At 44.5% G+C, this 14,722-nt stretch carries 11 protein-coding genes; all 11 read left to right on the top strand.

Annotated elements, in window-relative coordinates:
• The first annotated feature begins 6 nt into the window (after positions 1–6).
• The 11 genes from PAHA3_RS06635 to PAHA3_RS06690 all read left to right on the top strand — a co-directional run bounded on the left by PAHA3_RS06635 (position 7) and on the right by PAHA3_RS06690 (position 14,494).
• Positions 7–672 (top strand): phosphotransferase family protein, encoded by a 666-nt coding sequence (locus PAHA3_RS06635; protein WP_082762726.1) that lies wholly within the window; start codon positions 7–9, stop codon positions 670–672.
• 28 nt (positions 673–700) lie between these two features.
• Complete coding sequence (locus tag PAHA3_RS06640; RefSeq protein WP_062834008.1) at positions 701–2,923, top strand: class I SAM-dependent methyltransferase; 2,223 nt, start codon at positions 701–703, stop codon at positions 2,921–2,923.
• Entirely contained in the window at positions 2,923–3,498 is a 576-nt protein-coding gene (locus PAHA3_RS06645; RefSeq protein WP_062834009.1) for a histidine phosphatase family protein, read from the top strand. Before PAHA3_RS06640 ends, PAHA3_RS06645 begins: the two co-directional genes overlap by 1 nt.
• Positions 3,499–3,559: 61 nt before the next feature.
• Positions 3,560–4,222 (top strand): 3'-5' exonuclease, encoded by a 663-nt coding sequence (locus PAHA3_RS06650; protein ID WP_062834010.1) that lies wholly within the window; start codon positions 3,560–3,562, stop codon positions 4,220–4,222.
• A 22-nt stretch (positions 4,223–4,244) separates the two neighbouring features.
• Positions 4,245–4,619, top strand: a complete 375-nt coding sequence (locus PAHA3_RS06655) for a hypothetical protein (RefSeq protein WP_062834011.1) — start codon at positions 4,245–4,247, stop codon at positions 4,617–4,619.
• Positions 4,620–4,797: 178 nt separating this feature from the next.
• Complete coding sequence (locus tag PAHA3_RS06660; RefSeq protein ID WP_062834012.1) at positions 4,798–5,796, top strand: ABC transporter substrate-binding protein; 999 nt, start codon at positions 4,798–4,800, stop codon at positions 5,794–5,796.
• Between the two features lie 344 nt (positions 5,797–6,140).
• Positions 6,141–7,619, top strand: a complete 1,479-nt coding sequence (locus PAHA3_RS06665) for a helix-turn-helix domain-containing protein (RefSeq protein ID WP_371327902.1) — start codon at positions 6,141–6,143, stop codon at positions 7,617–7,619.
• Positions 7,620–8,262: 643 nt separating this feature from the next.
• The gene (locus PAHA3_RS06675; protein ID WP_062834015.1) at positions 8,263–8,580 is read left to right on the top strand and encodes a hypothetical protein; all 318 of its coding nucleotides are present in this window, start codon (positions 8,263–8,265) and stop codon (positions 8,578–8,580) included.
• A gap of 189 nt (positions 8,581–8,769) precedes the next feature.
• Positions 8,770–9,801, top strand: a complete 1,032-nt coding sequence (locus tag PAHA3_RS30805) for a fibronectin type III domain-containing protein (protein WP_235599378.1) — start codon at positions 8,770–8,772, stop codon at positions 9,799–9,801.
• Between the two features lie 267 nt (positions 9,802–10,068).
• On the top strand, positions 10,069–12,441 hold the full coding sequence (locus PAHA3_RS06685; protein WP_062834016.1) for a putative PEP-binding protein: 2,373 nt from the start codon (positions 10,069–10,071) through the stop codon (positions 12,439–12,441).
• 115 nt (positions 12,442–12,556) lie between these two features.
• A complete protein-coding gene (locus PAHA3_RS06690) occupies positions 12,557–14,494 on the top strand; it encodes an LTA synthase family protein (protein WP_062834017.1) in 1,938 nt (645 codons plus the stop codon).
• Positions 14,495–14,722 lie beyond the last annotated feature (228 nt).

Consider the following 14,722-nt stretch of genomic DNA (forward strand, 5'->3'; position numbering starts at 1 on the left):
GTATCCTTGATAGAAGATACGCCGCGTGCAGGCATTGTTTTTAGAAGAGTGGAGGGTAACACCCTGTTATCCCTTATCATTCAACAACCTGCTATACTAGAGCAGCTCGCATCCAAAATGGCCGAGTGCCACTACAGACTTCATTGCGAGAGAGATGATGAAGCAACAATGCCCTCCCAGAAGCAGATTCTATCCGGAGCGATTGGCAATGTTCGATTATTATCCGAGAACGATCAAGCGCGAGTCCTTTCTTACTTAACAACACTGCCTGATCAACAGCAGATCTGTCATGGCGATTATCACCCTGATAACGTTATGCTCAGTGAGGCTGGCGATCAATACTGGGTCATCGATTGGATGACTGGCATGTCGGGTGATCCCGCGGGTGATGTGGCTCGAAGCTGGGTAATATTAATGAGCGGCACATTGCCGGATGATACAGAGCCTGCTATACGAATGGGATTTGAAATGGCTCGTGAATCACTGGTCGAATATTACGTTAATCACTATATACAAATTTCCGGTATTTCCCGGGAAACGATTGAATCCTGGATGCTGCCCGTTGCTGCCGCGCGTCTTGACGAGGGTTTGCCCGCTCAAGAAGCGGAACAGCTGCTGAAGTTTGTTCAGGAACGAATTCGTTGGTTAGACGAATCTAACTATATTATATAAAAAGGGTAGAGAAAGAGGGGACATATTCATGCTGCATTCATTAAAGGCCATACAATCATACAAGTCAGGTAACACGCCGGAAGCCCAGCAGCTATGGCTGCAGCTGCTGGCAGCAGCGGAGAAGCCCCGTATTAACCTCGAACGCATTCATTCCATTGCCGAACTTGAGGGAACAAATCCGGTGCTGGACTACACTGAGCGTACACTTCACGTATTGGAGAAACTTCCGGTTTCTTTTTGGGTGCGAGAAATTCTGGAGGACGTATTAATCTGGTCAGAGACGGCGAAGGCCGGATCATTAGAGCAGCGGCGGGTATGGCAAAAGCAAGGCGTTAACCTGTTTGTACACAATGTGGGGTCCGCTCAGTTATATGATCTGTACACAGGGGCAGGCCACTTGGATAACGACATCGGTAAGAGCAGGGAGACGGTTATAAATCAACCTGGTTCTCAAAGCCATGCTCTAAGTAAGAATACGAATATAAGCGAGCATACTGCGCCGACTCCACAAACACCAAGGCATGAGATTATTCTTACTCTAATTGCTACGCATGGACTTATTGGTCAATACATACGCGGCGAGATTCCATTTGCCGAGAATGCTTCGCTCCACGCCTTGATCGTCAAAGGGTGGCTTACTACAGATGAATTGCACACCATACTGATGGCATTAAATGAGTGCATTATTGCAGGTGTTGATCCAGCGTTATGGAATCAGGTTCAGGCGGAGGTACGGCGAATTGTAGGCTGGATTATCGCTGGACCAGATCATGAGGACTGGAGCGTCAAGGAACGGTTATCCCGCTTAAGAAGCTCGTCTATTCGACAAGGAGAAGCTATGGACGAGGCTTATGCCAAACTTCAAACGGAAATGGATGTGGAACAGGCGCTGGCTCCGCTGGCTCATCGCACATTATGGTATGTGGAGTCGGCCATGCAGGATTTTTCGTTGCAAGAGATGGTGAAAGTGTTCCTGTTGACGCTTCGCAGCGAAAGTATGAATCCAACATATATGGAGAGTCAATCCGGTATCGTTCGTCATATCAGCTTCGAACCATTGATGAATACGATGTATTACGACTACAAAGGCGTCAAGAAACTCAATATTTACAAGAAACGAATGATTGAAAAGTATTTGGAACAGTATTCATGGGAACAGATTTCTTCCGGGGAGCAGATCGTCTATCCCCATCTAACCCATCGCATTGAACGTCATACGGATCTGCCGGATACATTATTCGTGACCTTCGAATTTTCTCCAGCGGCGGAGAAATTGATCGCATTCTGTATTGAAGCGGAAAAGTCGCCGTTATATGAGAAGGCTGTGCTGCTTTTATTCGATCTGTTCGGGTTGCGCCGGGATGCCTATGATCGGTTCCATAACGAAGAGACGTATTTGTCCGATATGAACAGTTCTGGCGATTACAAAAAAGTGCTGTTGGACTATATCGTAGGTAAACGGGTACTGGATATTGGTCCAGGTGGAGGGATACTACTGGATCTAATTGAGCAGGAAAAACCGGAAGTGGAACCAATCGGTATCGATATCTCAGCCAATGTCATTGAAGCGCTGGAGCGCAAAAAACAGCGCGAGGGACATCGCTGGCAAGTGATGAAGGGCGATGCCCTGCAACTGGAGCAATATGTGGAGCCAGGCACCGTAGATACGGTTATTTTTTCATCCATTCTGCATGAGTTGTATTCATACATTGAATTGGACGGTCGAAGATTTAATTCCGATACGGTTGTGGCAGCGCTTAGAAGCTCATTCCGTGTGCTGTCACCTGGAGGAAGAATTCTGATTCGGGATGGTATCATGAGTGAGCCGGAGGCACAGAAGCGCAGGATAAGTTTCCTGGAAGCGGATGGGATGCGCTGGCTGGAGCGGTATGCAGAGGATTTTCAAGGACGTGCAATTGAATATGAGCGGGTCTCAGACAACGAGGTCGTACTGCCGATCAACGATGCGATGGAATTTCTCTATACGTATACGTGGGGCGAAGAGGCATATGTGCATGAGATTCAAGAACAGTTTGGTATTTTTACACCAACTGCCTATGAGAACTGTATTCGAGAAGCACTAGGTGAACAAGCCGAGATAATCACTTTCGAACATTTCCTTCAGGAGGGGTACACAGAAGCACTTGGAGATCGAGTGATCTTTATGAACGAAGATGGTGAACCTGTGCCTTTGCCAGACAGCACTTGTCTGATTGTCATTGAGAAGAAGAAAGGGTTGGCGAAAGGGTGATGAGCGAGACCAGTACGGTTTTGTATTTTGTTAGACATGCGGAGTCTCGATATGTTGAAGGACAGGAGCGCGAGCGTGGACTTACAGAGCAAGGTCATCAAGATGCAGGAACGGTTGCCAGTCTGCTCCATGGGGAGCAGATTCAACTGTTCTATTCTAGCCCTTATAGGCGAGCGGTAGATACGATTCAGATTCTGGCAGATCAGTCAGGTGGAATTGTGGTGACGGAGGAAGATCTGCGTGAACGCCAGTTATCGAGTTCGGATGTGAAGCATGAGAGTTTCCATGAATCCAAGGAACGATTGTACCGTGATCCTACGTATGCATTTCCTGGTGGGGAGTCTGGTGAACAGGCTCGCTCAAGGGCAGTAGCGGTGATTGATAGAATTCTGGATAAACATAGGGGTCAGAAGGTGGTCATCGGAACCCACGGAGATATAATGACGCTTATTTTACAACACTATGATTCTTCTTACGGATATGAATTTTGGGAGAGTACTTCGATGCCAGATATCTATAAGTTGGAGTTTAATGGAACGCATAAGTTGGTACAGGTCACTCGATTGTGGGAGTAACAGAGTTAAATATGAGCAATGCATTAACCGTGATGAGAGTAGAGAGGAGTGAGTTGAACGGATGAAAATTACGCTGTTGCCTGATACATACTTTATTGAGAATCTAAGCGTATCTTCATTACAGGATAGAATGTACTGCATATTTGATCTCGAAGGTACGGGCATTAATCCTGTGGTGGAGAGTGTGACACAATTTGGTGCGATGCATTACCAAAGGGGTCAACCATGTAATACAACATTTTCTTCACTTGCACGCGCGAACAAACCTATACCAGAACCTGTGGCCGAGTTAACAGGCATTTCAAATGAGGATATGTTGGAGGCTCCTTCGTTCATAGAAGCATTTCAGACATTTCAGGAGTTCATTGGGGATGACGTCCTAGTGACACAAGCCGGATATGAGTATGACCTGCCCATCTTGAAGCGGCATTGTGATGAATATAGTCTCCCGATGTTGACCAACCCGGTGCTGGATACAAAAGCGATGTTTACCTATATTCATCCTGAGATTACCGAGGTCGTCTCAACGGATTTTCTGATTCGGTATTATGATCTGAATACAGATGGAATTCACAGGCACAATGCTTTGGCAGATTGTGGTGTGATCGCTGGTATCTTTGAAAGTATCCTTAGCGAATATGAGGAACTTCAATTGGATCATTTTACAGCCGATCCTAATCGAATGATGAAGCGTTTTGTTATACCTGAGATGTATTTGACATGATGAGGAACTGGAGGTGAGCTCAATGAGCAAAACGGATGTGGAGAAGCTACTGTTGGATCTCAACGAAGGACAGATTCTGACCCAGCAGATATTCAAAGGATTGGATGTGGAAATTTACCTGGATGAAAGGGATGCCCCTGCATTTGCTGACGAGTGGATGCAATCCTTTGAACGATGGGCTCAAGATACCGTGGTGGCTGAAGAAGAGGTGTTGCGCGAATGCAGGGAACAGGCGTTCAAACAAACATTAGCTCTCACCGGCGAACCTGAGCTAGCTGGGTATGTCAGTGATGATATGGGTTTAATTGGCGCTGCACTGTTACAGGATGTGATGCAAGATTCCTTTGTGAATCAGCTATTGGAGAGTTATCGTCAAGGTCGGTTGCCCCTGCGATAAGCGGGGAGCGACCCATATGGTTGTTTTCGTTTGTATAAAAAAATAGCATCAAATGTACATTGTGAGTCGGATGAAGCATGAGTTACAATTCACCTAAGTAATAAATGAGAATGATAATCATTATATGCAAAACATTCTCAAGGTTACATCAACAGATCACATAGGGGTGAAGGGTATCATGGTAGGTTTTATTAAAGGTTTCAAAGGGTGGGCGATTACATTACTGCTCATGGGTCTGGTGATTTCAGGATGTAGTACAAATACCGCAACGAATGCGGAACAGACTCCTGCAACTGAAAGTGCAGCTTCTGGAGAAAATACTACTGAAACCGAGACAGAGCCTGCGACACGAGTTGTACAGGATGAATTTGGAGATGTAACGATTCCGGTTCAGCCACAGCGGATTGCTGGAATATATGTAGAAGATTATTTGAAGGCGCTCGATATTACACCTGTAGTGCAGTGGTATCATCCGTTGTGGGGTGTGCAGGAGTATCTAAAACTGGACGTTCCGCAATTTGATATAACAGGAAGTATTGAAGCTTTGTTGGAATATGATCCGGATCTCATTATTGTGGATGGTGTAGTCGATGCGGAGAAATATGAGATGTATTCCAAGGTAGCACCGACGTATCGTCTACCTGAAGGCATTCTGCAGGATTCCAATCAAGTCTTGACAGCCATTGCCGATGTTGTAGGTAAACCGGACAAGGGTGAAGAAGTTTCAAAGGCATTTGAGGCGAAAATTGCGGATGCCAAGTCGAAGTTGCAGGAAGCGGTCGGAGACGAGACTGTTGCGGTTGTCCGACTGAATGTTAACGATGACACGCTGGCGTTGTTCGGCATCAAAAACCGTTACACCGGATTTATCTATTCGGAGTTAGGTCTGACCCCGCATCCACTAGTAAGTAAAATGGAAGAATACCAGGAGATCCTTTCAGAAGAAGCAATTCCGCAGCTTGATGCGGATCACCTTATTATTTTCCCTTCTAATGGGGAATGGTCATCTCCAGAGAACAAGGAAGCCTTGAAGGTACTCGACAGCAAGTTGTGGCAATCCCTTCCGGCGGTTAAAAACAATCAGGTGTACATTATGGAAAGATCACATTGGCAATCAGGTGCGATTACAGCAAATTCCATGAAAATCGATGATCTCTTGGAAAAAATGACTCCATAAGTGAATCAATTTCATAATACCTTAATCCATTTTTAGTGAGCTATGAAATTGATTCGAGGATAATCCCATAAGAAAGTTCTTCAGCCAGGGTTGAAGAGCTTTCTTTTTTCGTATACACTGTTTTAAATGATAATAATTCTCAGTTAAGGACGATGAACATGTTCTCCATGATAATACAACGGATTCCCAAGCCCTGGCTATGCACGCTTCAGCATATGGAATACATAGATCACAATAAATCTCATATCGATAAACGTTTGCTATACAGAATATCGTCCTCCCACTCTCTATTCGTTGTAACGTCTGGGAAAGGTTCAATGGTTTGCTCAGATCGGGAAGTTCATTTGGAAAAAGGAATGATTATGTTTGTTCCGGCTGGAACATCCATTAAAATAGAAGGTTCTTCTTGGACTGAAAATGAATTGCAATACTATAAGCTTGATCTGATGGTGGCGGAGTTAAAAGAAGAGACTTCCAGTGCTTTGCATACCAAAGACACTGCGGAGCAGCGGTCACTTCACAAATGTACAGATTCTTCGATAGAGATACCTCTTATACAGCTGAATTACAGTCCGTGGAGTTCTTGTCTTGAATCAATGGAACAAATAATGCGTCAACAGGTCATTGGCGATTGGCTGGAGCAATGGGACGTGCAGCTTCGTTTCCAGGAGTGGTTCCGTGCCTTGCTCCGCCAGAGTAATCCCGAAACAGAAGTGCCAGATGACCGCGCCCGTCTTCAAAGTTCAATTCGGTATATTGGTGACCATTATGATCAAACGATAACCGTTGATGATCTCGCGGCAGATATTGGTCTTACCCGAGCCAGCTACACTCGGCAATTCAAAAAAATTACGGGCAAGCTCCCGCTTGAATACGTAAATGCGGTTCGGCTGGAACGCTCGAAGCAACTGCTGCAGCTGACGGATGATCGCATCCACGAAATTGCACAAAATGTGGGGTTCAGCAGTGAGTATTATTTTGGCCGCCGATTCAAGCAATATGCAGGTATTTCACCGGGGTTATATCGCCGTCATCACCGTCAAGAGGTTCGTGTATTTGCTCCGTATCTGGAAGACTTTGTGTTGGCCCTTGGCGTAAAGCCTGTACTGCAATGTTCGCATCACTCATGGGGTAGACAGCATTATTTGGGATTGGACGATGTGCCCGAATTCGATGTGAGCCAGCAGGATGCTCAGTTTAATCTGGGCAGTGTACCTGACTTTATCATGTTGGACAAAGGATATAAAACATGGAACCTGGACCGCTTTGAGCAGGTAGCACCTACGTTTTACGTAGACCATATAGGTGAGGATTGGCGTTCCATTTTGAAATCCACAGCCGATGTGTTGGGGAAGGTGAATCGGGTTCAAGATGTAATAGGTGCGTATGAAGACAAGGCAATGGAAGCCAAAGGACGGTTAGAACAATATATGCGTGGTCAGACGGTAGCTTTTTTACGTATATCTGCATCGGATATTACCCTCTATGGGGATCAGCAGGGCTACGTCGGGCCTGTAATTTATCAGGATCTTGGATTGACTCCGCACTCCCGTGTGCAGCAATGGACAAGACACGAGCGGAGGGTCTTCATTGGATTGGAGCAGTTAAGTCAGCTTAATGCGGATCACTTGTTGATTACATTTGACACTGGAAATTCTGCTAAACCTGGAGATGAGCGCGAACTGCTCGAAAGGGATGAATGGAAACGCCTGCCTGCGGTGAAGAGCGGCAATGTGTATGAAGTGGATTTTATGAGCTGGATGAACTACGGTGTGATCTCTCATGGGAAGAAGATCGAGGATATATTGCGTTTTATGGCTTGAGGTGTGAATTTACTTGAGATGTTTTAATTCAAAAGATCATATTCTTTTCTAAGCTATCAAAATTTTGTGATGTAATTCGCGGGCACGCTAAGAATCTACGGGTACTGCCTTTTTTGGTTAATCTATAACCTGCTTGATAATAGACCAAATAAAGGGGTTTTAATTAGGTTGTGGAATATAATATAAAAGATAGGTTGCAACCTAAAGGAGAAGAATAATGATCAAGGATAAAATTCCAATTTGGTTCTGGTGTACCTCGATAGTAGTTGCCATTATGCTGATAATCAACTTGATTCAAGTAGATTCTCGTATTAGCATGCTTGCAATAGGCATCCTTAATATTGCTAATGCGATTCGGATGTGGAAGAAAGATCGAAATTCAGCAATTATATTTTTGATAATAGGTGTTCTTGGTACAATTTTATTTTTCAAGTATCTATTTCAATAATTAGGAAGAATGACCGTCATTTATGTGGCGGTCTTTTTCGTTTATAGAAATTAAAACAGTGGAGGAATTATAATGAGCGACAAACTACAAAATAACAAACACGCTGGATTAAACATCGGAGAAAATAGAAAATATTATAATAGTTCATTTTAATATATAATATAGAAAAAATTGAATTGGAAAAAGGAACTTCCTATGCGGAAAAAAATCTGGGCCTCACTTTTAGTAGTAGCTGTTATTGGGATGATTCTTGTTACAGCAATACCGACGACTACGGTCGCCGAATCGCATGAAATTTTGGGTGAAGATCTTCCTGAAAGCTTAAGATATGATTCTAACCATCCAGATGTAATTTATGTGAAGGATTGCGGGGTCTTCGAGAAAGTGGATTCTAGTTTAATAGATTACGGTGAAGAAGAAGTTGTGGTCGATGATCTACAAAAGGTAACTGATAAAACGAATGTAATTGTTGCTTATGATGCAACTTATATCAAAAAAGGTGAATGGGAATAGCTAATTCATTAATTCTCAATCCAGAGCGCAAGGAGAGGTTTATTCTTCTTGGGCTTTTTAATATCCAATAAAAAAATAAAATTTCAAGTATTTAGCTGAATTTTATAGATGAGCAAGTTTATGTTTAGACAGTTTATTAGGAATATATTACCTTAGTATCTGTTCATTAGATAAATAGGGGGAAATGATATGAGAAACAATCCAATTAAAGTGTTTGTAGGTCTGATTACTTTTTTTCTTGTGATGGTAACATACCCGTTTTCAAATGTAGATGCGGCATCAGTGAGAACAGGACTCTTGGATGGTCTAGTTCTACAAACCGCTTCAAGCAGTATAAATTCACTAGGAACAACAAAATTAGTGACTGACAACGATGAGACTACGTTTTACAAGCTTGTAAATGCGAGAAGTGATAGTAGTGTTCCTGATCATATACTTTATAGTTTCAAGACTCCTGTTAGCATAAGCTCGTATAAGATTCAAATCTTAAACTACAATGGTGGTCTTGTAAATCTCACTTTTGAAGATACAGCAGGAAATATATTATCTACAGAGTCATTTAAGGCAGTAATTTCAGCAGACAATAATATTTACGTTTTACCTAAAAAAGTAGACAATGTTAAGAAAGTTTATATATCTCACCACGGCAATATTACATATAATGTTGCAGAATTCAACGTCTATAACGATGTTTTAGAACCATCTATCAACCTCATAGCTAAAGGAGGGGAACGTAGAGCAACTTTATCTTGGGACCAAGTACAAAATGCCGAGAGTTACATTATCAGATATGGTACAGAGCCAGGTAAGTATACAGAAAGTGTTACAGTTTCCAAAGATGAATATGAAAACTTTGGCATTACTGAATTGAGTAATGGAACAACATATTATTTTGTAGTGAGCGCTGTTGTGAATGGATTAGAAACGGAGAATTCAAATGAAGCATCCGCGACACCACAAGGTACAACTATACCTGAACCGGAAGAAGCCACAGGTCGCGCTATTCTCGTCGTCACCATGACAACAGGCTTGGAGAAAGAATTCGACCTAAGCATGAAAGAAGTAAATGATTTCATCGACTGGTATGAAGCCAAGCAAGCGGGAAGCGGAAAAGCATCGTATGCGATCGATAAACACGACAACAACAAAGGGCCATTTAAAAGTCGAAAGGATTATATCCTGTTTGATCGGGTGCTGACGTTTGAGGTAAGTGAATACTAAAAAAATGAGAAGCTCCTTCAGCTTAGGCTGGAGGGGCTTCTTTTTTTGCTTACTTTGACGATGAATAAGCCAATGCAACTGCTCGAAAGGCTTGTTTTAACTTATTTTAGTGTAGCGTTTACAAAAAAACAGGATAACGAGCACAAAATGCAAAAGCGGATGTCCTTGACTGAACGATTGTGACATACCATTAGAATGAAGGCTGATATGTAACGCAGGGATTGAGGTCTTCAAGCATAGCCATAAATGGCGGATGGGAGAGCTGTAATGACAAAACGGGTAATTCTGTTGGAAGAAGGTACGGCAGAGATGAAAGGGCTAATGGGCAGTAAAGGGGCTGCTCTTGTAGAGCTAATTCATGCAGGATGGGCTGTCCCGGCCGGATTTGTAGTCACATCGGAATACTGTCGCGAGTTCTGTACCCGTCTTGGACATCTTTCTGGTGAAGAAGAGGAAGCGCTTGTTAACGCGATTCGGCATCTGGAACAGCAAACCGGGAAATTCTTCGGACATCCGGAGAATCCGCTACTACTCGCGGTACGTACGGATAAGAATCGAGTATCAGTAGCTGCGACACAATCACTGCTTAATGTTGGTCTGAACGATGTTACTGTGGAAGAGCTCGCACGTCAAACCGGTGATCGGTTGTATGCACTCCAATGTTACCTAGATTATTTAAAGCAATATGGACAGCTGGTATATGGGATTCCGTCCGAATTTTTCACAGAAATATCAAGTCACGTCAAGGGTCCGGATGAAGGGGAACTTGAGTTAACCATTACGAAATTTAAATATTTAATTGAAGCGAAGGGGCGTAACCCTTTTCCACAGGATGTTCAACTTCAACTCAAAGAAGCGATACGTGCGGTATATCAAACACAGCGTATTAAATCATCCAGATCTCAGGACGAGATCATGCGTAACCCATATTATATTTCTTCGGAGCTAAGCGCTCCTGTTCTTATACAGACGATGATGCATGGAACATGCGGAGACTTAAGCGGGACTGGAACAATATATACGCGCAATCTACTTACAGGAGAAAGGGGAGTCACTGGACAATATACCCCAACCGGGAAACCCAGTCAAACAGATCACGGTCTGGAGCGTTTACGGAATGAAGAACCTGAGCTGTATGCACGTTTGCTGGAGATAGGTAGCCAGTTGGAGATGCGTAAGGGAGAAGTGCAGGAAATTACCTTTGTAATTGAATCCGGCGCGTTGTATGTTGTGCAGACCCAGCCCGCCCGATTATCCTCAACAGCCACACTGAGGAGTACTGTGGATTTTGTGCATGAAGGACTCATCACTAAGGAGGATGCACTGTTACGCATCGAACCTGGGCATATCGCGGAAGTGCTGAAGCATCACACAGATCCTAGTTCTATCAGCGACGCAAGCACTGGAAATTTGCCCATACAGTTGCAGCCAGTAACGAATGATGAGTGTCCAGCCTCTAAGAATAACTCAGGTTTACCTTTATCAGCAGATCTGCAACTACTGCTTGAATGGGCTGATGAAGTGAAAGAATTGACGATACTTGCCAATGTAGATCATCCGCAAGATGCCCTGACAGCACAGATACTGGGGGCTGAGGGAATAGGTCTGTGCCGTACAGAACACATGCTCATGTCTGCTTCAAGGCTTCCTTTTGTACAAAAAATGATCCTGGCTGACAGTGAATCTGAGCGCAGGCGTGGGTTGGAGCGTCTATTACCGATGCAGCAGTCTGATTTTGAACAGATATTCGAAGCGATGGATGGATACCCGGTAACCATTCGATTGCTCGACTCGCCGTTACATGAACTGCTACCGGATCTGGGAGTGTTGGAGAAACGGCAAGAGTGGTTACAGGCAGAGGAGTTGCATGAACAAAGAGACCATCAGATCGAGCTGGAGGAACTGGAGCGTGTAATTCGCAGAGTCAGTGAACTGCATGAACGTAATCCGACACTGGGGCAACAGGCTTGCCGTCTGAGTACGGTGTTCCCGGAAATCGTTGATATGCAGCTGGAAGCAATATTCCGCGCAGCGGTGAAAGGCATCCGTCAAGGTTGGTGGGTACGTCCGGAGATTATGATTCCGCAGATTGGTCATGTGCATGAACTTCAGGAGATGAGAGATTTGGTAGATCATGTGGCTGACCAAGTGCTTGGTGAGGAGAAGCGGCATTGTCACTATAAAGTGGGGGCGATGATCGAAGCTCCGAGAGCGGCGCTGACGGCGACTCACATTGCTCGGCAGGCAGACTTTTTCTCTTTTGGCGCGGATGAGTTGACAGAGAAGACGTTTGGATATAGCCGCCAAGAAGCCGAGAAGCGATTCCTTCAACGTGATAAAGACTCTCGTACGGTAACGAATAATCCATTCCATGTGCTGGACACGGAGGGCGTTGGACAACTGGTGGAGATGGCGGTTGTTCAGGGTCGGATTCGTAAACCTTATCTGAAGACAGGGATCTGTGGAGAAAATATTGTGGATCTGGAGTCCATTACATTCTGCCACCGAATTGGGTTGGATTACGTAAGTTGTTTGCCTGAACAGATCCCTTATGCACGAATTGCGGCTGCACAAGCAGCCATTAAGGGACCGAGAGAGGGCACGAACACACAGAATGCAGATTTATCCACAATTGCGTAACGCTCACCCTGTCCTACACGGAACTTCCATGGAATAGCAACCAGAAAACTGTTATACTGAAATATACGTTTTGTAAAAGGAACGTAAAATTTCAGGGTAAGGGTTGAAAGCGACCATGTATAATTCCAAAAATGAACGTACTTCATCACGGACCTTATTTGCCGTGTTATTCATTCTGATGCTGCTGAAGTTATCACTGCTGCGGTATTTCTTTTTCCAGGGTCTGTCCGGCATCGGTCTGTTAACTGACGCATTAGGCGCACTAACCGTGGTATGTCTGCTGGATCTGATCGTTCCCAAAAGCTGGAAGCGAGCAGTATACGGAGGATTCAATATTCTGTTTTCTCTTGTCCTGTTCGCGGCTACGCTGTATAACGTTCATTTCAGTTCGGTACCCACCTATACCGCGCTTAGTGAGCTGGGGCAAGTTGCACAAGTGCGAGGCAGTATCGGACCGTTGGTACGAACGGAGCACTTTCTGTTTTTTGCAGACATCGTGCTGGCATTGCCAATATGGTTGATCATGCGCAGACGTTCCGGCGGACGTAACCACAGCAGTTACCGCGATAGCGGCCTGACGTTTGGCAGAATTCGCAGACGTTACTGGGGCAAGCTGGGCGTTGCGCTTACCGCTGCATTCTGCATCGTGCTGTCTGGCAGTTTTATTGTCAAAGGTGAAACGATTGATAACGAGCTGGTGCGGGCCGAGAATCTCGGATTCCTGAACTATCAGGTATCGTCCGCCATTCTGACGAGCAAAGAGAATGAGGCCATTGCGAATGGCAACATTAACGAAACGATTGCCAAAATTAATGAGCTGGTTAGCAAGTATCCGTATCAGGATACACCAAGTGACGGCACAGCCGTGAAAGCCAAATATTTTGGGCAGGCCAATGGCAGTAACCTGATTGTATTGCAACTGGAGTCCTTTCAGAATTTCCCAATTAATGCTTCATTGGACGGTCAGGAGTTAACGCCGGTACTGAATGAACTAGCCAAAGAAAGCTATTATTTCTCTCATTTCTTCCAACAGATCGGACAGGGAAACACATCAGACGCGGAGTTCATGTCGAACACGTCGATTTATCCAACCGGAGTTGTTCCCATGTCAGCAGGCTATAGTGACCGTGAACTGCCAAGTCTACCCAAGTTATTGGGAAAAGAGGGATATGAGTCCGAGACGTACCATGTCAATGACGTCACCTTCTGGAACCGGAACAAAATGTATCCGGCACTCGGATTCACTCGTTACTTCGACAAGCCCAGCTTCGAGAATGACAGATTCAATGACTTTGGACCATCGGATGAAGAGTTATATCGTGTAGGTGTGGAAAAAATGACTGCGCATCAGGCTGCGAATCAGCCGTTCTATGCTCAGTTCATTACGGCATCGAGCCACTCGCCGTTTACGGTTCCCGCTGATCGTGCGCGAATCACGATTCCTGCGACCATCACGAACAAATTGCTTCACGATTATCTGCAAGCGATCAACTATACGGACTATGCCATCGGTCAACTCATTCATGAGTTGAAGGCGAATGGATTATGGGATAACACAACGCTAGTGCTTTACGGAGACCATTTCGGTCTGCCTGCTGACGAAGAGATTACACAGCAAATCCAGGCCAATCTGGGCGTTCCTTATGATGGCAAAGTAAGTCGTTTCAACATCCCGTTCATGATTCATACGCCAAAACAGACCAAAGGACAATTGATTGAGCAACCTGGCGGTCAGCTGGATATGCTGCCAACGATCATGAATCTGATGGGTGTATCACTCCAGGATGAGAAATTCACTGCATTTGGGCATGATCTGCTGAACATGGATCATAATGCCTTCGGCATCCGGTATTACTTGCCGACAGGTTCGTTTGTCAACAATGACATCATGTTTATCCCGGGTGCAGGCTTTGACGATGGAACAGCCTATTCGCTCAAAACCTATGAACCGGTAACGGATTTGGAACCGTATCGTTCCGATTATGAACATGTGCTCAGCCTGATGAAACTGTCTGACGAGTTTGTGAAGTTGTTACCGAAACGTGCGCCATAAGTTAATATTTCTCCAATAAGAGTAGTAAAACGTCACCGGTCTAAGAACTGGTGGCGTTTTTTTGCATGTTTATTGCACGAGTGTGGTAATAAAGAGGACAACTAAAGTTTGAAACTGTAATAATTAATGTTACAATGGAACAAGCAAGAACGAAGTAAGCAATAGCGCGTAATATTCGCAGAACTCATATTCACAGAACGCATAAACCTAACAGACGAGAGGATTGAA

This window comes from Paenibacillus amylolyticus, assembly GCF_001570725.1.
GTDB lineage: Bacteria > Bacillota > Bacilli > Paenibacillales > Paenibacillaceae > Paenibacillus > Paenibacillus amylolyticus_A.